Origin of the sequence: Sphingomonas sp. Xoc002, from assembly GCF_050408055.1 — a bacterium.
Lineage (GTDB): Bacteria > Pseudomonadota > Alphaproteobacteria > Sphingomonadales > Sphingomonadaceae > Sphingomonas > Sphingomonas yabuuchiae.
On the sequence record NZ_CP191175.1, the window covers coordinates 3,320,538 to 3,341,920 of the forward strand.

Sequence of the window (21,383 nt, forward strand, 5' to 3'; positions counted from 1 at the left end):
GGTGAGAACATCGAATTTCCGTTTGAAAGGGAAACGATGCGCTTCTCCACGATCCTCCTTGGCGGCCTCTCGCTGGTCGCCGCGACGCCCGCCTTTGCGCAGGACAGCGCCGGTGCGGATACCGCGCCGCCCTCGCCGATCACGGTCAGCGGCAGCGCCGCGATCCTGACCGACTATCGCCTTCGCGGCGTGTCGCAGACCAACAAGAACGCCGCCGTCCAGGCGGCACTGACCGTCGCGCATGAGAGCGGCTTCTATATCGGCACCTTCGCGTCGAATCTGGCGGGCTGGGGCACGTTCGGCGGCGCCAATATGGAGCTGGACGGCATTGCCGGGTACAAGCACACATACGGCACCGCGACCGTCGATGCGGGCGTGACCTGGTACACCTATCCGGGCGGCGCGTCCGAGACCGATGTGGTCGAATTCTTCGGCCGCCTGTCGGGCACCGCCGGCCCCGCGACGCTGACCGCCGGTGCCTATTATGCGCCCAAGCAGACTTCGCTCGGCAACTTCTCCAACACCTCGTACAGCCGGGGCCAGCGTTGGGATAACGTCTATCTGACCGGCGACGGCGCGGCGGGTATTCCGGGTACGCCGATCACCGCCAAGGCGCATATCGGCTATTCCAAGGGCAATCCGGGCCTGGGCCCCAACGGCACCAGCCTGTCGCCGACCGGCAGCTACTGGGACTGGTCGCTGGGCGCCGATGTCGCGGCGTACAAGAACCTGACCTTCAACGTCTCGTACATCGACACCGACATCACCAAATCGAAGGCGGCCTATATCCAGCCGAATTTCTCGCAATATCAGACGCCGGGGGGCGCCTCGATCTCGGATGCGACGGTGGTGTTCTCGCTGACGGCCGCTTTCTAAAAGACATAATGGCTTTTCGGGGGTGAAGGGGCGGTGCCGGTGACGGCGCCGCCCTTTTCCATGGCCACCCTTTTCCATGGCAGGGGCGAAAAAGCCCCCTCGCCTCGGGTCGAGGGCACACCTAAGCTGACGCCCTCTCGTCGTGGAGTGCGTTCGATGATCCGGTTCCGCCACGCTGCCCTGTCCTTTGGTCTGTTGTCCGCGCTCGTCGTACCGTCCGCAGCGGCCTGGTCGCTCCAGAACGCGCTCCCCATTGCGCCGGTCAAGCCCGGTGGCTCCGGTCGGGTGTTGATTCAGTGGATGCCGGGCGAGATACGCTGCAACGGCGTGGCGGTGACGGGCCAGCCGATTCGGCGGCCCTGGAACCAGCTGGGTTGGAGCGGCAACGAGACGCAGCGCGCCGTGACCATCCGCTTCGCGATCGACCCGAACGGGCGTCCGATCTCGCTGACCCGTGAGACGACGGCCTATGTGCCACAGTCCGAGGATATCGCACCCGCGCTGGCCGCCAGCCGTTTTGCCGCCCGGTCGCCGCAACAGGATTGCTCCGTCACCTATGTGATGCGCGGCAGCGCCCTGACCGCGGCGGATGCGCAGGAACTGATGGCCTATACGGTTCACCCGATATCGGGGCCGCTGCCGGACGAAGGATGGCAACGGATTCGCGAGGCGGCTGGCGATTGCCTGACCAACCCCCAGCCCCAGCCGCTCGAACGGCACTTCCCCGACTTCGCGACCATCGCCGCCACGCCCGGCGTGCAGGACTGGTCGATGATCCGCTATGACCTTGATGCGGGCGGACGGACGCGTGGCGCGGCGCTGCTGGCGGGCACCGGCAACCGGGCGCTGGATAGCGCCGCGCTGAAGGCGATCCGCGAGTCGCGCTTTACCAAGGGGGCGAAGACCGGCTGCCTCTATCCCTATTGGCGCGGCGCAGCCAAGCTGCCCGCCCCCGACATGCCCGAGGCGATCCGCGCCACCAAGCTCGCGGGCAACTGCCCCGACGAGCATGGCTGGGCCGTGCCGCCGCGGCTTCGCTTTCCCGAACCCTATCGCCGCCGCTCGATCGAGGGCTGGGCGGTCATCAGTTATGACGTCGCGCCCTGGGGCCAGACGGGCAATCTGAGGGTCATCGCGGCCCAACCCTCCGACGAGTTCGGGACGCAGGCGCTGGGCATGATCCGCGACGCCAAGCTGCCGAGCAGCCCGCAGGGCTATACCGGCTGTGTCGACCGGGTGCGCTTCAAGATCGCCCCGGAGCCCGCGCCAAACGCGGGCGGCGAAGGCGGCGCGCCAGTGCCGGGGTCCTGAATCTCTTCCTCCCCTGGCAGGGGAGGTGGCAGGCCGAAGGCCTGACGGAGGGGTGTCCCACTTTGCGAGGGCGTCCTACTTCTCGATCGGTGACACCCCTCCACCATGCTCCGCATGGTCCCCCTCCCCTTGCAGGGGAGGAATTGGGCGGCCCCAACGAAAAAGGGCCGGACAGGCGATCCGCCCCCGGCCCTTTTCCTAACGTTCGTGCGGCGTCACTTGGTGGCGGCGCGTGCGTCCTGGCCGTCGCCTTCGGGGGCGGCGACGATGTCGCGGGTCGTCGCGCCCTTGTCGACGACGTTGGTGCCGGGATCGCCGACCGACGAGCGGATGCCCGCATCGGCGCTATCGGCCCCGGCATTCTGCACCAGGCCATATTCCGACTGGCTGCGTGCCGCCTGACCGCCGAACAGCGCGTCCAGCGTCTGCTGCTGGCCGCTGCGGGTCTGGACGGGGGCGGCGCCCGGCTGCGGCGGGACCAGCGCGAAGTCGGGCGGGATCACCAGCGAGGGCTGGCGCGCGACGGCGAATTCGTCGGGGCGCGCCCGGTCCAGGCCACGACCGGCCCCACATCCCGTCAGCAACGCGGCGCAGGACAGACCTGCGATGACGGGCACCAACTTACGCATTGCTCTTCTCCACGGGAGCGGGCCGGTCGCGCACGAGAAGCGCGCGGGCCAGCAAAACCAGAACGCCTATCGTAATCGCTGCATCGGCGACATTGAAGACCAAAAAGGGACGCCACTCGCCGAAGTGCAGATCGGCGAAGTCGACGACATAGCCGAAGCGCACCCGGTCGAGGATATTGCCCAGCGCGCCGCCCAGCACACAGCCGAGTGCGACCTGGTCGACCGCATTGCGCTCACGCGTCATCCAGAAACCGACCGCCAGCGCGATCGCCCCGGTCATCGCCACCAACGCCCAGCGCGACGCGTTGCTGTCGGCGGTCAGCAGGCCCAGCGAAATGCCGTAATTGGGCACGAAACGCAGGTTGAAGATCGGCATGATCTCACGAACGTCACCGAGCGACCGAAGGGCCATCGGCCCGGTCACCGCCCATTTGATGATCTGATCGACCAGGAACAGCGCCAGCGCCGTCACCAGTCCACGCTTGAGCAGATCAGCCATGCGCGACCACCTCGGCACAACGGCCGCACAGTTCGCCGTCCGCCGAAACATCGGGCAGGTGGCGCCAGCAGCGACCACATTTGTGCTTCTCGGTACGGGTCACGCCGACGGTCTCGGCCAGGCTGACATCGGCGACGATGAACGCCTCGGCCAGCGCGTGCGGCTCCAGCGGCAGCGACGGGACCGTCACCTCCGCCTCGTTGGACGAACGCACGGTCTTTTCGCGGCGCAGCGGCTCGATCGCCTCGGTCACCTGCGCGCGAAGCCCGCGAATCTCGGTCCAGCGCGCCATCAGCGCCTCGTCCTCGCCCAGCTGCGGCAGCTCCGGCCATTCGAGCAGATGGACCGAGCCATCCTCCGACGGGAAGCGCGACTGCCACACTTCCTCGGCCGTGAAGCACAGGATCGGCGCGGCATAACGAACCAGCGCATGGAACAGGATGTCGAGCACGGTGCGATAGCTGCGACGCTTCGGATCGGTCGCCGCGTCGCAATAGAGCGAGTCCTTGCGGATATCGAAGAAGAAGGCCGACAGGTCCTCATTCGCGAAATCGGTCAGCGCGCGCAGATAGCGGTTGAACTCGAAAGCCTCGGCCGCGCGGCGCAGCTCGGTGTCGAGCGCGGTCAGACGCGCCAGGACATAACGCTCCAGCTCGGGCATCGCATCGAACGAGATGCGCTCCTCCTCGCTGAACCCGTCGAGCGCGCCCAGCATATAGCGGAAGGTGTTGCGCAGCTTGCGATAGCTGTCCGAGGCGGTGGCGAGCACCTCCTTGCCGATGCGGACATCCTCGAAATAATCGGTCGAGGCGGTCCAGATGCGCAGGATGTCGGCCCCCGACTCGCCGATGATCTTCAGCGGATCGACGACATTGCCCAGCGACTTGGACATCTTGCGCCCCTGCCCGTCGAGCGCGAAGCCGTGGGTCAGCACCGCGTCGTAAGGCGCGCGACCGCGCGTGCCGCACGACTCGAGCAGCGACGACTGGAACCAGCCGCGATGCTGGTCCGACCCTTCGAGATACAGGTTCGCGCGGGTACCCTCGCCATAGCGCGCCTCGATCACGAAGGCATGGGTCGAGCCGGAGTCGAACCACACGTCCAGAATGTCGTTGACCGGCTCGTAATCGGCGAGGTTGTAGTCCGCACCCAGCAGCGCCTGGTGATCGGCGGTGAACCACGCATCCGCCCCGCCTGCGCGGAAGGCGTCGAGAATGCGGGCGTTGACCGCCTTGTCGGCGAGATACTCGCCGGTCTGGCGGTTCACATAGAGCGCGATCGGCACGCCCCAGGCGCGCTGGCGGCTGATGACCCAGTCGGGACGCCCTTCGACCATCGAACGGATGCGGTTGCGGCTGCGCTCGGGCACCCAGCGGGTGCGCTCGATCGCGTCGAGCGCGGTCTGGCGCAGCGTCGCGCCATTGCCCAGCGGCACGGTGAGCAGCGGCGTCACGCCCGAGATCGGGTCGACATTGGCCATCGCCAGATCGGGGAGCAGCGTGGTGTCGGCGCGATCCATCGGGATGAACCATTGCGGCGTGGCGCGGAAGATGACCTTCGCCTTGGACCGCCAGCTATGCGGATAGCTGTGCTGGAAATCGTCCGAGGCGGACAGCAGCGCGCCGACCTCGCGCAGGTCCGAACAGATCGGGCCGTCGGCGGACACGAACTTCTTGTTGATGACGCTGCCCTGGCCGCCCAGCCACGCCCAGTCGGGGCGATAGGTACCGTCGCCCTGCACCGCGAAGACCGGGTCGATGCCGTTCGCCTTGCACAGCAGGAAGTCGTCCTCGCCGTGGTCGGGGGCCATATGGACCAGACCGGTACCGGCATCGGTGGTGACGAACTCGCCCGCCAGGAACGGACGGGGCTTGGCAAAGAAACCACCCAGCTTGTGCATCGGATGGAGCGCGGTCGCGCCCTCCAGCACCGGCCCCTTGGCCAGCGCCAGGAAGCCCTTCATCGAAATACCGGTGCGCTTGGTGAAGGCGGGCAGCAGCGGCTCGGCGACGAGATAGCGGCGGCCGTCGCACTCGAAGTGCAGATAGTCGATCGCCTCGCCATAGCTCAGCGCCTGGTTGACCGGGATCGTCCAGGGGGTGGTGGTCCAGATGACCGCCAGCGCGCCGACCAGATCGGGATATTCGGGGCAGGATGCGACCTCGAACCCGACATCGATCTGGGTCGAGACGATGTCCTCATATTCGACCTCGGCCTCGGCCAGCGCGGTCTTTTCGACCGGCGACCACATGACCGGCTTGGCGCCGCGATAGAGCTGGCCCGATTCGGCGAACTTCAGCAGCTCGCCCGCGATCACCGCCTCGGCGTCATAGGTCATGGTCAGGTACGGATTGGCCCAGTCGCCCATCACGCCCAGCCGCTCGAACTGCGCCTTTTGCATGCCGACCCAGGTGTCGGCATAGGCGCGGCACTCGGCGCGGAACTGCGCCACGGGCACCTCGTCCTTGTTCAGCTTCTTGGCGCGATACGCCTCCTCGACCTTCCACTCGATCGGCAGGCCGTGGCAGTCCCAGCCCGGGACATAGGGCGCGTCCTTGCCCATCAGGGTCTGCGAGCGGACGATGATGTCCTTCAGCACCTTGTTGAGCGCGTGGCCCATGTGGATGTCGCCATTCGCATAAGGCGGGCCGTCATGCAGGATGAACCGCTCGCGCCCGCCACGCTCACGGCGCAGGCGGTCGTACAGCCCCATCTTGGCCCAGCGATCCAGGATCGCCGGTTCCTTGGCGGCAAGGCCCGCCTTCATGGGGAAATCGGTCTTCGGCAGGAAGACGGTGTCGCGGTAATCGGGCGCGTCGCTCATAGGGGACACGCCCTTAACGACTTTAGGTTAACACGTCATGCCGGATTATGCGACGACAGTATTTCGCGCGCACGGATGCAGTCGGCATCCATCTGCGTGACCAGCGCACCCAGCGAATCGAACTTCGCCTCGGGCCGCAGATAGTCGATCAGCTCGACCGACAGGCGCTGCCCGTACAGGTCGCCGCTAAAGTCGAAGAAATGCGGCTCCAGCAATTCCTTGGGCGGATCGAACTGGGGGCGGATGCCCAGATTGGCGGCACCGTCCAGCACCCGGCCGTCGTCGAGCCGCCCGCGCACCGCATAGATGCCGTAAGCCGGGCGCAGATATTCGCCCATGTCGAGATTGGCGGTCGGATAGCCGATGGTGCGGCCCAGCTTGTCGCCATGCTGCACCACGCCCTGGATGGTATAGGGTCGGGTCAGCAACCGCGCCGCCGTCTCGGGATCGCCCGCCGTCAGCGCGGCGCGAATCCGGCTGGACGAGATCGTCTCGCCGTCCAGCATCACCGGCGCCACCGCATCGGTCGAAAAGCCCTGCGTCCGACCCCAGGCGCGCAGGGACGTCACATCGCCGCTGCGCGCGCGGCCGAAGGTGAAGTCCTCGCCCGTCACCACGCCACCGACCCGCAAGGCGCCCAGCAGGCGCGCTCGCACGAAATCCTCCGCCGACAGCGCCGCGAGGTCGGTGTCGAAACCGAACACCACCATCGCATCCACGCCCGCCGCCGCGAACAGCCGCTCGCGCTGGTCGAGCGTGGTCAGGCGGAAGGGCGCGGCGTCGGGCTTGAAGTAACGGATCGGATGCGGGTCGAAGGTGGCGACCAGCGCGGGCCGCCCTTCGGCGCGCGCACGGGCGACGGCGGCACCGACCACCGCCTGATGCCCCAGATGGAACCCGTCGAAATTGCCCAGCGCGACGATTCCGCCCGCCAGATGCGCCGGGATGGGCCCCGCGCCGTCAACTCGCTGCATGACCGCGCGCTATAACAGGCCGCGCCGAATTGGCTAGGCGCGCGACAGGATGCGATTGCCGAGGCCCCCGCTCGCCAGATCGCGCAGCATGTCGGCGCGCGTCAGCACATCCTCCAACGGCACGCCGACACCGACCGCGACGCCGCCCGACATGGTGACCGCGCCGATCGGCTCCCCCGATCCGCGCAGGCGCAGCGTCCGTTCGCGCATGGCGACGCGCGCATCCTCCATCATGCCCGCCAGCGTGGACAAAGGGCGCCCGCGCAGCACGATCAGGAACAGATTGCCCTGCCAGCGGATGATCTCCGTCCCCTCGCATGACTGACGCAGCGTGGCGACGAACGCGCGCAGCACGTTGTCGGCGACCGAACGCCCGTAACGCTCGTTGATCCCCTCCAGATCGTCCAGGCTGCACGCTGCCAGCACATATCCATGCGGCTCGTTGGCCAGCCGCTCGACCATCGCCTGCGCACCGGTCCGGCTGGTGACGCCGGTCAACTGGTCAATCCGATCGTCGGTCTCGCCGGGCTCCATCCGGGAGCGCAGGCCCGCAATATTGCCCGCCAGCTCCTCCAGATCGCGTTCGGTCTTGGAAATGCGGGCGATTAACTGTTCGAGCAGCGTGGCGATGGCGCGAGTGTCGGGGCCGACATCGTTGCTGCGGTGTGCATGGGAGAGCGCCGCGACCTGATGCGAGAAATCGCCGGTGATCGCCCTGGCGTCAGAGGTCAGCGCCTCCAGCGTCTCGGCCTGTTCGCCCAGGTCCCGCTCCATCTGGATCCGGCCGAGCCCGAGATCGGTGACCTCATGCTCGCGGACCAGCGGCATCAGTTCGCGGACATCGTCTTCGGTCAGGCGGATACCGCCATCGGTCCGCCGCGCGACCTCACCGCCCAGTGGGCCATAGGGGTGAAGGACCGCCTGCAACGCCAGCGCGTAGCTGGTGGTGGTCCGGTCCAGTCGATGCCGATCGAGGAACGCGACCGCCTCGTGACTGGCGTCCAGGATGCCGACCGGATCACTGCCCGCCCGACGCCCCTGCGCATTCCCCCCGTCGATGATCATCCGACACTGCCCGCTGCCAGGACGAATGCGGTGAATGCCGCAATTCTCTATCCGAGAATGAGTTTAGGTATGTCGGATCAACAAATGAAGACGGGCCGAAATATTTTTCGCAAAATGGCAAGCTTCAGTGAAGAATGCACCCTTCTGTCATCGCTCCAGTGTCACAAAAGAATAGGATGGGCGATCATCCGAAGCGGGATGATCCTGCCGCTCGACTTCGTGCCAATTGGAAAACGCGGCGACGACGACATCCCCCTCCGCGTCGATATTGACCTCGGTCAATTCCACCCGGTCGGCGATGTCGCGGAACAGGTCGAAGATTTCCGCCCCCCCGATCACCGCCACCGGCCCCTCGCCCGCCAGTGCAAGCGCGCCCGCAACGTCGTGCGCCACCTCGGCACCCGGCGCGCTCCAGGCGCGGTCGCGGGTCAGGACGATGTGCCGCCGCCCCGGCAGCGGGGCGGGAAAGCTGTTGAAGGTCTTGCGGCCCATGATCATCGGCTTGCCCATGGTCAGCGCCTTGAACCGCTTGAGATCGGCGGGCAGGTGCCAGGGCAGGCCGCCGTCGCGCCCGATCACCCCGTTGCGCGCGCGGGCGAGGACCAGTGTGATCATATCGCGACCGGCGCCTTGATATGGGGTTGCGCGACATAGTCGTGCAGCACGAAATCCTCGGGCTCGTAACCGTCGATGGCATCCGGGCGGCGCAGGATTTCCAGGCGCGGCAGCGCGCCCGGCTCGCGACCCAGCTGGGTCTTGGCCTGCTCCAGATGGTTCAGGTACAGGTGGCAGTCGCCGCCGGTCCAGATGAACTCGCCGACCTCCAGATCGCATTGCTGCGCCAGCATATGGGTCAGCAGCGCATAGGAGGCGATGTTGAACGGCACGCCCAGGAAGATGTCGGCCGACCGCTGATAGAGTTGCAGCGACAGACGGCCGTTCGCGACATGGGTCTGGAACAGGCAGTGGCAGGGGGCCAGCGCCATGGCGTGCAGATCGCCGGGGTTCCAGGCGGACACGATCTGGCGGCGCGAGGCGGGCTGGGTGCGGATCTGCTCCACCAACTCGGCGATCTGGTCGATATGGCGGCCGTCCGCCGTCGCCCAGTCGCGCCACTGCTTGCCATAGACGGGGCCGAGATCGCCCTGCGCGTCGGCCCATTCGTCCCAGATGCTCACCCGGCGATCCTGAAGCCAGCGGACATTGGTGTCGCCGCGCAGGAACCACAAAAGCTCGACGATGATCGAGCGCAGGTGGAGTTTCTTGGTGGTCAGGGCCGGAAAACCCCGGGCCAGGTCGAACCGCATCTGGTGGCCGAAGACCGACAGCGTGCCGGTGCCGGTCCGGTCCATCTGCTGCACGCCCTGGGTCAGGACCCGGTCCATGAGATCGAGATATTGCCGCATGATCCGGGCCTAGCGCCGTGCGCCGCCGGAGCCAAGCAGCCGCGTCGGAAACGGACAGAGCCGAACGTGCATTCCGTCGCACCACACGGCAGGGCTGGTCGTGTACCGCTTGCCCCGCCCTCCCCTCCGCATCGCCACGCGTCGTGACGCGCTGGGCTTGCTGGGCGGGCTGGATCGTGGGGACAAGGAGGCGATGGGGATCGCCTATCTGGGTTCGGAACGGATGCTGTTGGGCTTGCGCCATATCTCAGGCCGCCCTGATTCGGTCACGGTTCCGATTGCCCGGATCGCCCGCGATGCGATCCTGATGGGGGCGAGTGCCGTGCTGATCGCGCACAACCACCCCGATGGGGATACCCGACCCAGCGCCGCCGACCTGTCATTGACCCGGCGGCTGGCGCAAGGGCTCGCGGCGCTGGACGTGATGCTGCTCGACCATCTGATCCTGGGCGGGCGCGCGGTCGTCAGCCTGCGGGAGCAAGGAGTGCTTTGACAAAGCCCCTCCCCTTCAGGGGAGGGGTTGGGGTGGGGCCTCTCCACGAACGCCGCGCTTGCGGATGGGCCCCACCCCCGGCCCCTCCCCTGAAGGGGAGGGTAGATTCATTTCAGGTCATCAGAGTATAGGCCACGGGCGACATCGCGTGGGGAGAAGCCCTCCCCCATCCCCTCCCGCCTGCGGGAGGGGAGAGTTTGTGGCCAGCTACGAGCGCGCCTCAGAACCCGAAGCGCACCCGCCCGACGATCCGGTCGCCCGAATGCCGCGCATCGGCCAGCGGAAAGGCGGAGGCCGCCTGCTCCGACACGTCGGTGCCGACATAGTCCAGACCCAGAGTCACCGGCCCGGCAACATGCTCCACCCCGACCCGCCAGTCGGTATAGTCGCCACCGGGACGAAGCCGCGCCGCGCGGAACGGATCGTCGGTCTTGCCGGAAGAATGCCCGAGCCCGGCCAGCAACGTCCAGGGCGTGCCCGGTATGCCCGCCTGGGCTCCGGCATGAAGATAGAGATTGTCGCCGCCGATCGCGCTTTGCGACGGTGCATAGTCCGCGCCCGCATCGACCTGCACCGGACCCAGCGTATAGGCCGCCGAGCCGCCTAGTTCGACATAATCGGCGTTGAAGCCCGCCCCACCGAACAGATGGCCGGTCACGCGGCCGCGCACCGTCACCGGGCCCAGCAGGGTGGAGGCACCGAGGCTGAGGTCGCCGGCCACCCCCGCGCCGCCATGCCGCGCCGATTCACGAAGCGCCACGATCCGGCCGCTCGCCTCGAACGGTCCGCTGGTCGCGAAGATATCGGCGGAGGGCGATACCCGCCCCCCGCTCCAGCTCAGACCGCGGCGATTCTCGTCGCTGTTCACCTCGACGCCGATCGAAGGCCGCTCCTGCGCGAGGAGCGGCGAGGCGATGGCGGTGCCCAACACGACACCCAAAGCAATGATACGCAAGCTCATCCGGCGCGCGTCTCGGCATGGAGGCGATCCATCTCGGCGCGCAACAGGCCATGGTCTTCCTGCGCCACGGCCTGAAGGCGGTCGCGCACCGCGTCGTGACGCCGGGCCACTTCCTGCGCGATGGCGTTGCGGTTGGTGCTGCACCAGCCGGGGCGGCTACCCTTGATCACGCGATCCTGCGCCGCGCTGCGCATCAGCGCCGTGCCGCCGGGCCCACGCGCTTCGCGATGGACCGTGACATTGGCGCTCCACAGGCACCGCAGCGTCGAGGGACGGCCGCCGGTCGTCACCGCGCCGATCTGCTTATGGGTCACGCCGACATCGGCGCTGTAGCGGACCGCGACCGGCCCCGTATGATGGTCGAGCTGGACACGGTGTTCGAGCGCCCCGTCGGAGGCTACAACACCGCCGAGCGCGAGCCCGGCGATCAAAAGCATGTTCATCATCATCTCCTTCTGCGGGACCCCGGCTTATGCTGGCCGGTGGTCTATCGGCACCAGGCGGGGCCGATACGGGATCAATACATGACAAAGCTGTCATGTTCCAATTTTGTCGTGGCGACGGTGACTGATCAACAGGTCTATTCCTCCCCTGCAAGGGGAGGTGGCAGGCCGTCAGGCCTGACGGAGGGGTGTCCCGCTCTCGATAGGGTGACACCCCTCCACCATGCTGCGCATGGTCCCCCTCCCCTTGCAGGGGAGGAATGGGGAACAGGACCGCCTTAGTTATCCTTCATCCGGCAGGGACGGATCGCCTTGGGATCGGGACGCGGGCCGGTTGCGCGGAAGGTCGCCAGATAGCCGCCTGCCGAGGGCATGTTCTCGATCGACACCTGGGTGAAGCCGACCGCCTCGAATTCGCATTTCAGCAGCGCGGGCGGTGTGCCATGCGCCTTGGTCCGGCGATCGGCATCGACCACCACGACCAGCCCGTCGGACTTCAGCGCGGGGAACAGCCGCCAGAGGAACTCATAGGGCTGCTCGATCTCGTGATACATATGGACCATGAGAACGCGGTCGAAGCTGGTGGGCGGCAGCTTGGGGTCGGCGGGCTCGCCCAGCCGGACGCTGACATTGTCCAGCCGCTCGCGCGAGACACGCTCGGCAAGCCGGTCGCGCCACGCGGCGACGATGTCCTCGGCCAGGACGCGGCCGGTCTTGCCGACGCGCTGCGCCAGGCGGACGGTGTAATAGCCCTCGCCCGCGCCGATATCGGCCACCGTCATGCCGGGGCGGATTTTCGCCCGGTCCATGACCTGATCCGCCTCGCGCAGGCGGTCGCGCGCATCCTCGCTCGACCAGCGCGACGAAACGACGTCGGCGACCGGCCGGTCCGCCGCCGGGAACGGGCCGACCTTGTCGTCGTCCCCGTCATCGCGCTGCTGGATCAGCGGCTTCGAGCCGTCGCACGCCGCCACCACGCCCCCCAGCGCGATGACGAGGGCCGCCGCCGCCATCAAGGGCCCCGCCCCCCGGACACGCATCTTAGTCGACATCCTCCACCGCGACCGCCTCGCCGGTCACGCGCTGCGACAGGGCCGCCGCCATGAAGGCATCGAGATCGCCGTCGAGCACGTCGCCAGGCGCGGTCGAGGTGGTGCCGGTGCGCAGGTCCTTCACCAGCTGATAGGGCTGGAGCACATAGGACCGGATCTGGTGACCCCAGCCGATATCGGTCTTGGTGGCATTCTCGGCATTGGCCACGGCTTCGCGCTCGGCCAGTTCACGCTCGTACAGGCGGGCGCGAAGCTGGTTATAGGCCTCGGCCTTGTTCTTGTGCTGCGAACGCTGGTTCTGGCACTGCACCACGATGCCGGTCGGCAAGTGGGTGATGCGCACCGCCGAGTCGGTGGTGTTGATGTGCTGACCGCCCGCGCCCGATGCGCGGTAGGTGTCGATGCGCAGCTCGCTCTCGTTGATCTCGACCTCGATATTGTCGTCGATCACCGGATAGACCCAGACGCTCGAAAAGCTGGTGTGGCGACGCGCGGCCGAATCATACGGGCTGATCCGCACCAGCCGGTGCACGCCCGATTCGACCTTGGCATAGCCATAGGCATTCTCGCCCTTGACCAGCAGGGTCGCCGACTTGATCCCGGCCTGTTCGCCCGCATGATAGTCGATCAGCTCGACCTTCATGCCATGGCGTTCAGCCCAGCGCGTGTACATGCGCTGAAGCATCCCGGCCCAGTCCTGGCTCTCGGTGCCGCCCGCGCCCGCGTTGATCTCGATATAGCTGTCATTGGCATCGGCTTCACCGGCCAGCAGCGCCTTGATCTTGTCGGCCTCGGCCTTCTTGGCGAGTTCGCCCAGGCTGGCGACGGCTTCCTTCTCGAGGTCCTCGTCGCCCTCCATCTCGGCCAGCTCGATCAGCTCGACCGTGCCCGACAGCTCGTTCTCGATCGCGCGGGTGGCGGTAATGGCCTCGTCCAGGCGGCGACGCTCGCGCATCACCTCCTGCGCCTGCTTGGGGTCGTTCCACAGGGCCTGGTCCTCGACGCGCGCGTTCAGCTCGTCCAGGCGGCGCAATGCGCGGTCCCAGTCGAGGAAGCGGCGCAGCAGCTCCAGGGCGTCCTTGATCTTGTCGACATGAGCCTGCGCTTCAGCGCGCATGAAAATTCTCCGAATCGGTCGTACGGCCGCCCGAACGGGGACGGCAAAACGAATATGGGAAGCGGGCTAGTAGATTCCGCCTTCTCTTTGCAAGAAATCGCTGTCCCGCGGGGGCGCGGGCCTGGTCGGGCCGGTCGGCGTCGCGGGCGCCTCGGCGGCAGCGGCACGGCGCGCGCGGCGGCGCGGCTCGCTCTCCGGCTTGAACGCTTCCCAGATCACGGCGGGCTTGGGATCGTCGCCGGTCGGGAAGGTGCCATAGACCGGCCGCCCGCTCGCACGGTCAATGCGGACCATGCGAATGCCGGGCGCGGCGCGGAAGGGCAGCTTCTCGAGCCCCTCATAGGCCTTTTCGGCGAACTGACGGAAGATCGGCACCGCGATGGTCCCGCCCTGCGCATAGCCGCCCAGCGAACGCGGCGTGTCATAGCCGATATAGAGGCCCCCGACGAACTGCGGCGTGCCGCCGACGAACCACACATCGGTCGGGCCGTTATTGGTGCCGGTCTTACCGAACATCGGGCGGTTCAGGTCGCGCAGGCCGGTGGCCGTGCCGCGCTGGATCACGCCCTCGGTGATGTGGACCATCTGATAGGCGGTCATCGCGTCGAGCACCTGGCGCTGACGCGAGACCGGGCGCGGCATCGGCTTGCCGTCATAATCGGCGGCGTTGCAGCGGTCGCAGGCGCGCCAGTTTTCCGGCCAGATCACCTTGCCGTGCCGGTCCTGCGCGAAGTCGATCAGCGAGGGATCGCCGCCGCGCCCGTTATTGGCCAGGATCGCATAGGCGTTGACCATCTGCCCCACCGTCGTCTCGCCCGCGCCCAGCGCATAGGCGAGATAGGGCGGGAAATCGCCGATCCCCATCTGCTTGATCGTCGCCACGACATTCTTCATGCCGACGGTCGAGGCGGTCCGCACGGTCATCAGGTTGCGCGACTGCTCGATGCCCCAGCGCATCGTGTGCGGCCCGGCGCCCGCCGAATTGCCGAAGTTGCGGAAACACTTCGTCCCCAGCCCGGCCCCCTGATCGACGCAGAACGGACCGTCGACGATGATCGAGGCGGGCGTCATGCCGCTGTTCAGCGCGGCGGAATAGACGATCGGCTTGATCGTCGAGCCCGGCTGACGCTCGGCCTGGGTGGCGCGGTTGAACGCCTGGAGCCGGGCGTCGAAGCCGCCCTGCATCGCGAGCACACGGCCGGTCGCGGGCTCCTCGACGACGAAGCCGCCCGAGATGCGCGGGATGGAGCGCAGCTGGAACTGCTCGCCCGCCGGCGACACGGCGATGATGTCGCCGACCTTCAACGCGCTGAACGCGGTCGCCGCCGTGCCCCGGCGCGGCATCTGCGCGAAGCTGCGGGGCAAGGTGCCGGTGCGGCCATTGGCGAAACCGATCGTCGCCTCGCCCGAGGTCTTGGCGGTGACGATCCCGGCGCGCCAGTCGCGATAGTCGAGGCCGATATTGGTGTTCAGCAGCACCTGTTGCCAGTTGCCGTCCTCGATATCCTCATGCCGGATCGGACCCGACCAGCCGCGCCCGCCCTCGAACCGGATCAGGCCGTCGCGCAACGCTTCGGCCGCCAGATCCTGCAACCGGGTATCCAGCGAGGTGCGCACCCAGAGGCCGCCGTCATAGACGCTGTTCGGTCCGCTCTCCGCCTTCTCGCCATAGCGCTTGATCAGCTGGCGGCGGACCTCCTCGACGAAATAGCCGCCGACCTGCGCATACTTCGGCGTGCGGCGCAGCACGGTGCCCAGCGGCTCGGCCATCGCCGCGTCATATTGCGCACGGGTGATGAAGTTGTTCGACAGCATCTCGCGCAGCACATAGGCGCGGCGCTCCAGCGCGCGGTCGGGGTGGCGGACGGGATCGTAATTGGCCGGCCCCTTGGGCAACAGCGCCAGATAGGCCATCTGCCCCAGCGTCAGCTCACCCAGTTCCTTGTCGAAATAGGCATGGGCCGCCGCCTCGACGCCGAAGGCGTTCCGGCCGAGCGCGATCTGGTTGAGATACAGCTCCAGGATCTGCGGCTTGGTCAGCGTGTCCTCGATCTTATAGGCGAGGATCGCCTCCTTGATCTTGCGGGTCGGCGAATAGGCGTCGCCGATCAACAGGTTCTTGGCGACCTGCTGGGTGATGGTCGAGCCGCCGCGCGCGCGCCGACCGCTGCCGAATTTCTTGGCATAGTCGATGACCGCGCCCGCCAGACCCGGATAGTCGACGCCGCCATGCTCGAAGAAGCTCTTGTCCTCCGCCGCCAGGAAGGCACGGACGAGGAGCGGCGGATATTCATTGTAGGACAGCTCGACCCGGCGCTCGCGCGCATAGGACTGGATCGGGGTGCCGTCGATTCCGCGCACATGGGTCGGCAGCGGCGGCTCATAGGCCTTGAGCGCGTCGACCGAGGGCAGGTCGCGGATGAACACGAACCAGAATACGCCGCCACCGATCGCCGCGAGCAGCGCAAGGACGGCGAGCACCCGCACCCACCAGCGGCGCCAGAGCGGGCGACGCGGCGGTTCGGCGGGTTCGGAGGGGGAGAAGGTTTCGACGGCCATGGCTTTGCGGGGCTTCGTGTAGCAGGTTCGCCCCGGCTTGCCACCCGCCTGCGGATCGGTTGCGCGTTACAGAGGCTGCGGTTCGTCGCGCGCATCCTCGGCAGCCGGGTAGCGCGCGCCGACATGCGCCTGCCCCCGCGCCGCCGCCAGCGCTTCCTGACGGTGCCGTTCGGCATAGGCCGCCAGCCGCTCCGCGTCGCGCGTGCCGTGACAGGCGGGACAGCTCACCCCCTCGACATAGAGCGGCGAGGCGCGGTCCTCCGGGCTGACCGGCATCCGGCAGCCATGGCACAAGCCGTGCGATCCCTGCGCCAGCCCATGCCCGACCGCGACGCGCGCATCGAAGACGAAGCATTCGCCGTTCCAGCGGCTCTTCTCCTCAGGCATCGTCTCCAGATATTTCAGGATGCCGCCGTCGAGGTGGAAGACGTCCGCCACCCCCTCCGCCTTCAGGAACGCGGTCGCCTTTTCACAGCGTATGCCCCCGGTGCAGAACATCGCGACCCTGGACTTGCCCGCCATCAGTTCGTCGCGATGCTCGCGGAACCAGCCGGGGAAGTCGCGGAAGCTGCGCGTCCCCGGATCGACCGCGCCGTCGAACGTGCCGATCGCGACCTCGTAATCGTTGCGCGTGTCGATCAGCAGGGTGTCGGGATCGGCGATCAGCGCATTCCACTCCTCGCCCGCGACGTAAGTGCCGACCTCGCGAGTGGGGTCGATCCCCTCCACGCCCATCGACACGATCTCGCGCTTCAGCCGCACCTTCATCCGGTGGAACGGCATCGTCTCGGCGGTCGAGTCCTTATAGTCGACATCGGCACACCCCGGCAGCGTCCGGATATGCGCGAGCAGCGCCTCGATCGCGTGCGCGCTGCCCGCCACCGTGCCGTTGATCCCCTCGCTCGCCAGCAGCAGCGTCCCGCGAATCCCGTTCGCTTCGGCCACGGCGAGCAACGGCGCACGCAGCGCAGCGGGGTCGGGGAAAGCGGCGAAACGGTAAAGGGCACAGACGCGGATCATCCGGTCGCCTTTACGCCGATCGGGTGAAAGGGGCCAGATGCTCTGCTTTCTGCGACAGGCCGGCTCCGATGACTCCATTATCGGTGAACGCGCATATGCGGAGCGAGATCGGACATCAGATGTTCGACGCTCGCGACTTCGTCGTTCGCCGCCAAAGCAATAATTGCCTGGTCGCTGCGATCCTCCAGCCGGACGACAGCATATCCCGCGGCCGCCAACATGACGCGGTCCGTCGGCCCTGCCGGTCGCAGGCGAAGGGATGCGAGCCTTTGTTCGGCGAGTTGAAGGATGATGCCGTCGACGGTTTCTTCCTGCCAGTCGACCAGCGCCACCCACCCCTCCTCGCGCAGCATGTCGAGAAAGGTCTCCATCCGCATCGCGTCTGACGTGTCCTCCTGATCTACGAAGAAGCCCTCGCGCAGCCGCCGCCGTGCGACCTGCACCGAGGCCCCGGACAAGAAATGGTAAAGGTCCGCAAATGCCCGCTGCCATGGCGCTATTCTGGCGCCGGTTGTCTGCGGCGATGCCGTGGGAAGGACTTGCTCGGCCCAGGCCATCAGTGCCGACAGATATTTTTCCTGACGTCCGGTCAGAGTCTCGGTTTCCCGCCGCCCTTCGAGATGGTGCAGCGATATATGAGTGTCACCGCCCGGCGAGACGCGAAGGCGAAACCGAGCATGGAGCAGCGCCGCGCCCGACACGTCGGAACGTAGCCCCATCTTCAGGTCGAGCTCCGCGCCATCGGCCCTGCGCGCACATTGGACGAAGCGCTCCTGGTTGCGCACCTTCAGCGATTTGCCGACCGGGCAATGGCCGATAAGGGTCTGGATGCGCCCCACATAGCGTTTCGCCAGTTTAGAATTGCCGTCGATCATCCTTATGCCCTGAAGATGAAGCGGAATATTGGTCGAGGGACCTATCGCGGCGGTACGATGGCCTGAATGTCATCGGCGACATCCCGGCTCGCGTCCGCCACCATCCCGGATGCACGGCGCGCGAGGGACAGAAACGCCACCTCGGATGCCGATGCGTAATTGCATCCCACGAACAGGCTGTCGGCTGGCGGCGGGGGCGGTGTCTTGGCGCCGAACGCCTGCGCCAGCATGGCGGCGGTCGCATGGCCGGTGGGCACGAAGGCGCCCAGCATCGGACCGCTGTTCGGGTCGAGAAAACGATAGTATTGCTCGGTCGCGGCGACCGGGACGCGCTTCATCGCCTGCGCCGCGACGAAGGCCTCGGCGACCTTGCGCGGCCAGAGCGTCACGATCCAGTCGTTGAGGAAATAGACGCGATCGACCCGCTGCCCCAGCAACGAAACCGGCGTGGCCAGCCGATAGCCCGCAATGCCCAGCATGCCTTCGGTCGCCTTGTCGTCCGCCACCTCCCGCATCCAGGCGGGTGGCTTCGGATCAAGGAACAAGGCATCGGCAAAGGCCCAGAGCGCGTCCCGCGATCGACAGGACAGGGCATCACCGAGCAATTCGGGCGTCAGCGCAACCGGCGCATCGGCCTCTGCCTGTCTGGCCTGGGCTTGCAGGGGAATCGGCCGGGCGAGCGCCAGTGCGAGGGGCAGGATGACAGACAGACGGCGGACCATGTCGCGATCCTGCCAGCACCCACCAGCCTGAGCAACCGCGCCGCGACGGCCTTGCCCCCTGCGTATGCTTGACCCCTTCGGATATGGGGGTCACTCATCAGGCGCATGAGAGTCCTGCTGTCCCTGATGCTCGCCTTCGTTATCGCCGTGGCGGGCACGGGCATCGCCAAGGCGATCGATCCGAACGTTTTCGGTTCCTGTTTCGAGGGGTCCTGCGGTTATGCCGCCATGCTCGTCGCGCTGCTGGGCATGTTCTTCCTGACGCCGATCCTGTGGATCGCGCTCCGTCGCGTGGGGCCGCTCGGCCGGTTGCTGCTCTTCTTCCTCCTGTTCGCGCTGATCGGCGCTTTCATCCTGACCACCGCGCTTTGGCTCTTCGGGCTGGCGGCGCTGGTCTATGCGATCGTGCGGTCGGTCCGACGCGCGCGGGCCGATGGTTGCCCGATCCGCGCGATGCTGATCGTCCCCCGCCCCCGGACATAACAATATCGATCGTCGGGGCAGGCTTACTGCGTCGATGGCCGTGCTCACCCGCAGGCTTAGCGAGCCGGCCAGAGTGATGATCCTGTCGGTATCCGACCGGCGAACGATGACGACGTGCAGATTGTCGTCCAGATCATTGTCCCACGACAGCAATTCCCATGCCGGGGTCCTCGCGCTCAACTCGTTATCGAGCCACGCAAAGTAATCCGCAGCCAGGACCTTTTCAAGGTCGTCGCGGTACGGAAAAGGTTTCAGCGGCTCGGCGAATTCGTCGCTGATCAATTCATGGAGTTCGTCGATCTTATCGCCGATCAGGACATAGTCGATGATCGCCAGCTCCACGGTCACTGCCTGATCGTCTCGGGATCGAAGTCGAGCATCCACTCCTCGGGTTCGCGCAACGCCGTTTCCAGCGCGACCGCCTTTTCCCGAACGGTTTCGTCGTCGAGCGTCTGACCGCTCAACAGGGCGATCAATTCGCTATACATCGGCCCGATCCCCTTTCGCCAACAATCGCCGGTTCGCCCCTTTTACCGCGCCGCCATCCGCCGCGCGAAGTGCACCTCCACCGCCTGCAATACTGCCTTGGCGATCCGCTCGCGTCCCTCTTCGCTGGCGAGGAAGGCAGCGTCCTGCATGTTCGAGATATAGCCCGTCTCGAACAGGATGGACGGCATGTCGGGCGCCTTCAGCACCATGAGCGAGGCCATGCGGTGGAAGGTCGGCTTGACCGGGATCAGCGGCTGCGCCTCGCGGCCGAGCAGACGCGCAAAGCTGGCCGAGGCGTTCATCGTCTCGCGCTGAGTCAGGTCGATCAGGATCGAAGAGACGTCGCTGTTCCCGCCCAGGTCGACGCCCGCGATCACGTCCGCCTTGTTCTCGCGCGCCGCCAGCCGTGCCGCTTCCTTGTCGGAGGCCACGTCGGACAGGGTATAGGCGGTCGCCCCGCGCGCCTCCCCCGCCCCGGCGCTGTCGCAATGGATCGAGATGAACAGGTCGGCATGCAGCCGCCGCGCAATGCCGTAGCGCTCGCGGTGGAGGATGTAGCGATCGTCCTCGCGGGTCAGCGCGGCGCGCACCCGGCCGCTGGCGACCAGCGTGTCGCGAATCTCCTTCGCGATGGCCAGCGTCACGTCCTTTTCGCGCAGCCCGGTCTGCGGATTGATCGCGCCGGGATCGACCCCGCCATGTCCCGCATCGATCACCACCAGCGGACGGTTGTCCGCCCCCTTCACGCGCGGCAGCGGCAGCGCGCGCGACGGGTTCGGCACCGGGACGGTCAGCGTGTAGGCGGGCTTGCGCTGGAAATGGAACGGGAAGAAGTCGAGCACGCCCGCAAAGCTCGCCTGGGTATAGCGGCCGACCATGGGCTTCAGCGTCAGCGACAGGGTCTTGCCGTCATCGTCGAACCCGCCGTCGAAGATCGCCGCGTCCTGCGCCAGCGCGAAGGTCAGCCGGGTGACGCCGGGCTGGATCCGGGTCTGGGTCAGCCCGCGCACCACCCCGTCGTCGATCGTGGCGGGGCCGGGCGACGCGCCGGTCACGTCGATCGCGACGCGGCGCTGTTCGGTCAGCATGACGCTGCGCGCGCGTTTCACCGGCGTATCGAACCGGATGATCAGGCGCGCGCCGCGCACCACCACCTTCTGCACCGTCGCGGCCATCGCGCTCATCGGCGCGAACAGCCCGATCAGGAATGTGAACAGCATCAGCACGACACGGCGACCATGCCGTGCCCGTGCGTCGCTGGTCCAGCGAAAAGCCATTACCGCATACCCTTTTCCACGATCCGGGGATCGAAACGCCGGGATAGCGAAACGTGCCTGTCTCCAGGCTTTCGGCCATTGGTTAACCGGAAATTCGGCATGTTTTGGCCGCTCGATCGGCAGATTTCCGCCTGTTGCGCAAACGTTCCGATGATGCTAGCACTCCTGCGGACCCCGGCCTCGATCACCTCTCCCACGATCGGGACGGGGCCATCTCTAAAAGGGCTGGGACTGCGAGGATTTCGCGCCCGGACCAACCAGGTTGACGCTCGCATGACGCATATGATCCACCCCGCTGACCGACCGGC

At 67.0% G+C, this 21,383-nt stretch carries 21 protein-coding genes; 3 read left to right on the plus strand and 18 right to left on the minus strand.

Features of this window, described 5'->3' with window-relative positions:
• Positions 1-36: 36 nt before the first annotated feature.
• Both ACQR50_RS15240 and ACQR50_RS15245 read left to right on the plus strand, forming a co-directional pair.
• Entirely contained in the window at positions 37-876 is an 840-nt protein-coding gene (locus ACQR50_RS15240; protein ID WP_428968947.1) for a TorF family putative porin, read from the plus strand.
• A gap of 156 nt (positions 877-1,032) precedes the next feature.
• Positions 1,033-2,187: an energy transducer TonB gene (locus tag ACQR50_RS15245; RefSeq protein ID WP_428968948.1), complete on the plus strand. Its 1,155-nt coding sequence runs from the start codon at positions 1,033-1,035 to the stop codon at positions 2,185-2,187.
• Positions 2,188-2,402: 215 nt separating this feature from the next.
• Here ACQR50_RS15245 and ACQR50_RS15250 read toward each other — a convergent pair whose 3' ends face one another.
• From ACQR50_RS15250 to ACQR50_RS15280, 7 genes are all read right to left on the minus strand, one after another.
• Positions 2,403-2,816, minus strand: a complete 414-nt coding sequence (locus ACQR50_RS15250) for a DUF3035 domain-containing protein (protein ID WP_042489683.1) — start codon at positions 2,814-2,816, stop codon at positions 2,403-2,405.
• Complete coding sequence (lspA, locus tag ACQR50_RS15255) at positions 2,809-3,315, minus strand: signal peptidase II (protein ID WP_428968949.1); 507 nt, start codon at positions 3,313-3,315, stop codon at positions 2,809-2,811. The genes ACQR50_RS15250 and lspA overlap by 8 nt, the downstream gene beginning before the upstream one ends.
• Positions 3,308-6,139 (minus strand): isoleucine--tRNA ligase, encoded by a 2,832-nt coding sequence (gene ileS, locus ACQR50_RS15260; RefSeq protein WP_428968950.1) that lies wholly within the window; start codon positions 6,137-6,139, stop codon positions 3,308-3,310. The genes lspA and ileS overlap by 8 nt, the downstream gene beginning before the upstream one ends.
• Positions 6,140-6,174: 35 nt before the next feature.
• A complete protein-coding gene (locus tag ACQR50_RS15265; protein ID WP_428968951.1) occupies positions 6,175-7,113 on the minus strand; it encodes a bifunctional riboflavin kinase/FAD synthetase in 939 nt (312 codons plus the stop codon).
• A 33-nt stretch (positions 7,114-7,146) separates the two neighbouring features.
• Complete coding sequence (locus ACQR50_RS15270; protein ID WP_428968952.1) at positions 7,147-8,178, minus strand: GGDEF domain-containing protein; 1,032 nt, start codon at positions 8,176-8,178, stop codon at positions 7,147-7,149.
• A gap of 147 nt (positions 8,179-8,325) precedes the next feature.
• Positions 8,326-8,793, minus strand: coding sequence for a dihydrofolate reductase (locus tag ACQR50_RS15275; protein WP_428968953.1), 468 nt, complete (start codon positions 8,791-8,793; stop codon positions 8,326-8,328).
• Positions 8,790-9,584 (minus strand): thymidylate synthase, encoded by a 795-nt coding sequence (locus tag ACQR50_RS15280; RefSeq protein WP_428968954.1) that lies wholly within the window; start codon positions 9,582-9,584, stop codon positions 8,790-8,792. The genes ACQR50_RS15275 and ACQR50_RS15280 overlap by 4 nt, the downstream gene beginning before the upstream one ends.
• 100 nt (positions 9,585-9,684) lie before the next feature.
• Between ACQR50_RS15280 and ACQR50_RS15285 the strand changes: the two genes are divergently transcribed.
• Entirely contained in the window at positions 9,685-10,077 is a 393-nt protein-coding gene (locus ACQR50_RS15285; RefSeq protein ID WP_428968955.1) for a JAB domain-containing protein, read from the plus strand.
• Between the two features lie 220 nt (positions 10,078-10,297).
• Here the strand turns inward: ACQR50_RS15285 and ACQR50_RS15290 are convergent, their stop codons facing one another.
• The 11 genes from ACQR50_RS15290 to ACQR50_RS15340 form a co-directional block, all read right to left on the minus strand.
• On the minus strand, positions 10,298-11,038 hold the full coding sequence (locus tag ACQR50_RS15290; RefSeq protein WP_428968956.1) for a TorF family putative porin: 741 nt from the start codon (positions 11,036-11,038) through the stop codon (positions 10,298-10,300).
• Positions 11,035-11,481, minus strand: a complete 447-nt coding sequence (locus tag ACQR50_RS15295; protein ID WP_428968957.1) for a hypothetical protein — start codon at positions 11,479-11,481, stop codon at positions 11,035-11,037. The genes ACQR50_RS15290 and ACQR50_RS15295 overlap by 4 nt, the downstream gene beginning before the upstream one ends.
• Positions 11,482-11,759: 278 nt before the next feature.
• Complete coding sequence (locus tag ACQR50_RS15300; protein WP_428968958.1) at positions 11,760-12,494, minus strand: class I SAM-dependent methyltransferase; 735 nt, start codon at positions 12,492-12,494, stop codon at positions 11,760-11,762.
• Between the two features lie 28 nt (positions 12,495-12,522).
• Entirely contained in the window at positions 12,523-13,650 is a 1,128-nt protein-coding gene (gene prfB, locus ACQR50_RS15305; RefSeq protein ID WP_056436615.1) for a peptide chain release factor 2, read from the minus strand.
• Between the two features lie 66 nt (positions 13,651-13,716).
• A complete protein-coding gene (locus tag ACQR50_RS15310) occupies positions 13,717-16,209 on the minus strand; it encodes a penicillin-binding protein 1A (RefSeq protein ID WP_428968959.1) in 2,493 nt (830 codons plus the stop codon).
• A 66-nt stretch (positions 16,210-16,275) separates the two neighbouring features.
• A complete protein-coding gene (locus ACQR50_RS15315; RefSeq protein WP_428968960.1) occupies positions 16,276-17,229 on the minus strand; it encodes a rhodanese-related sulfurtransferase in 954 nt (317 codons plus the stop codon).
• A gap of 77 nt (positions 17,230-17,306) precedes the next feature.
• The gene (locus ACQR50_RS15320) at positions 17,307-18,104 is read right to left on the minus strand and encodes a DUF6630 family protein (RefSeq protein ID WP_428968961.1); all 798 of its coding nucleotides are present in this window, start codon (positions 18,102-18,104) and stop codon (positions 17,307-17,309) included.
• Positions 18,105-18,145: 41 nt separating this feature from the next.
• The gene (locus ACQR50_RS15325; RefSeq protein WP_428968962.1) at positions 18,146-18,826 is read right to left on the minus strand and encodes a hypothetical protein; all 681 of its coding nucleotides are present in this window, start codon (positions 18,824-18,826) and stop codon (positions 18,146-18,148) included.
• 90 nt (positions 18,827-18,916) lie between these two features.
• The gene (locus tag ACQR50_RS15330; protein ID WP_428968963.1) at positions 18,917-19,657 is read right to left on the minus strand and encodes a hypothetical protein; all 741 of its coding nucleotides are present in this window, start codon (positions 19,655-19,657) and stop codon (positions 18,917-18,919) included.
• Entirely contained in the window at positions 19,654-19,797 is a 144-nt protein-coding gene (locus ACQR50_RS15335; protein WP_428968964.1) for a hypothetical protein, read from the minus strand. Before ACQR50_RS15335 ends, ACQR50_RS15330 begins: the two co-directional genes overlap by 4 nt.
• 42 nt (positions 19,798-19,839) lie before the next feature.
• Positions 19,840-21,075, minus strand: a complete 1,236-nt coding sequence (locus ACQR50_RS15340; protein ID WP_428968965.1) for an N-acetylmuramoyl-L-alanine amidase family protein — start codon at positions 21,073-21,075, stop codon at positions 19,840-19,842.
• Positions 21,076-21,383 lie beyond the last annotated feature (308 nt).

Bases quoted from the DNA above. Each gene is read 5' to 3' on its own strand.
- ACQR50_RS15240 (WP_428968947.1), top strand. From the start codon at position 37: ATGCGCTTCTCCACGATCCTCCTTGGCGGCCTCTCGCTGGTCGCCGCG.
- ACQR50_RS15245 (WP_428968948.1), top strand. From the start codon at position 1,033: ATGATCCGGTTCCGCCACGCTGCCCTGTCCTTTGGTCTGTTGTCCGCG.
- ACQR50_RS15250 (WP_042489683.1), bottom strand. From the start codon at position 2,816: ATGCGTAAGTTGGTGCCCGTCATCGCAGGTCTGTCCTGCGCCGCGTTG.
- lspA (WP_428968949.1), bottom strand. From the start codon at position 3,315: ATGGCTGATCTGCTCAAGCGTGGACTGGTGACGGCGCTGGCGCTGTTC.
- ileS (WP_428968950.1), bottom strand. From the start codon at position 6,139: ATGAGCGACGCGCCCGATTACCGCGACACCGTCTTCCTGCCGAAGACC.
- ACQR50_RS15265 (WP_428968951.1), bottom strand. From the start codon at position 7,113: ATGCAGCGAGTTGACGGCGCGGGGCCCATCCCGGCGCATCTGGCGGGC.
- ACQR50_RS15270 (WP_428968952.1), bottom strand. From the start codon at position 8,178: ATGATCATCGACGGGGGGAATGCGCAGGGGCGTCGGGCGGGCAGTGAT.
- ACQR50_RS15275 (WP_428968953.1), bottom strand. From the start codon at position 8,793: ATGATCACACTGGTCCTCGCCCGCGCGCGCAACGGGGTGATCGGGCGC.
- ACQR50_RS15280 (WP_428968954.1), bottom strand. From the start codon at position 9,584: ATGCGGCAATATCTCGATCTCATGGACCGGGTCCTGACCCAGGGCGTG.
- ACQR50_RS15290 (WP_428968956.1), bottom strand. From the start codon at position 11,038: ATGAGCTTGCGTATCATTGCTTTGGGTGTCGTGTTGGGCACCGCCATC.
- ACQR50_RS15295 (WP_428968957.1), bottom strand. From the start codon at position 11,481: ATGAACATGCTTTTGATCGCCGGGCTCGCGCTCGGCGGTGTTGTAGCC.
- ACQR50_RS15300 (WP_428968958.1), bottom strand. From the start codon at position 12,494: ATGGCGGCGGCGGCCCTCGTCATCGCGCTGGGGGGCGTGGTGGCGGCG.
- prfB (WP_056436615.1), bottom strand. From the start codon at position 13,650: ATGCGCGCTGAAGCGCAGGCTCATGTCGACAAGATCAAGGACGCCCTG.
- ACQR50_RS15310 (WP_428968959.1), bottom strand. From the start codon at position 16,209: ATGGCCGTCGAAACCTTCTCCCCCTCCGAACCCGCCGAACCGCCGCGT.
- ACQR50_RS15315 (WP_428968960.1), bottom strand. From the start codon at position 17,229: ATGATCCGCGTCTGTGCCCTTTACCGTTTCGCCGCTTTCCCCGACCCC.
- ACQR50_RS15320 (WP_428968961.1), bottom strand. From the start codon at position 18,104: ATGATCGACGGCAATTCTAAACTGGCGAAACGCTATGTGGGGCGCATC.
- ACQR50_RS15325 (WP_428968962.1), bottom strand. From the start codon at position 18,826: ATGGTCCGCCGTCTGTCTGTCATCCTGCCCCTCGCACTGGCGCTCGCC.
- ACQR50_RS15335 (WP_428968964.1), bottom strand. From the start codon at position 19,797: ATGTATAGCGAATTGATCGCCCTGTTGAGCGGTCAGACGCTCGACGAC.
- ACQR50_RS15340 (WP_428968965.1), bottom strand. From the start codon at position 21,075: ATGGCTTTTCGCTGGACCAGCGACGCACGGGCACGGCATGGTCGCCGT.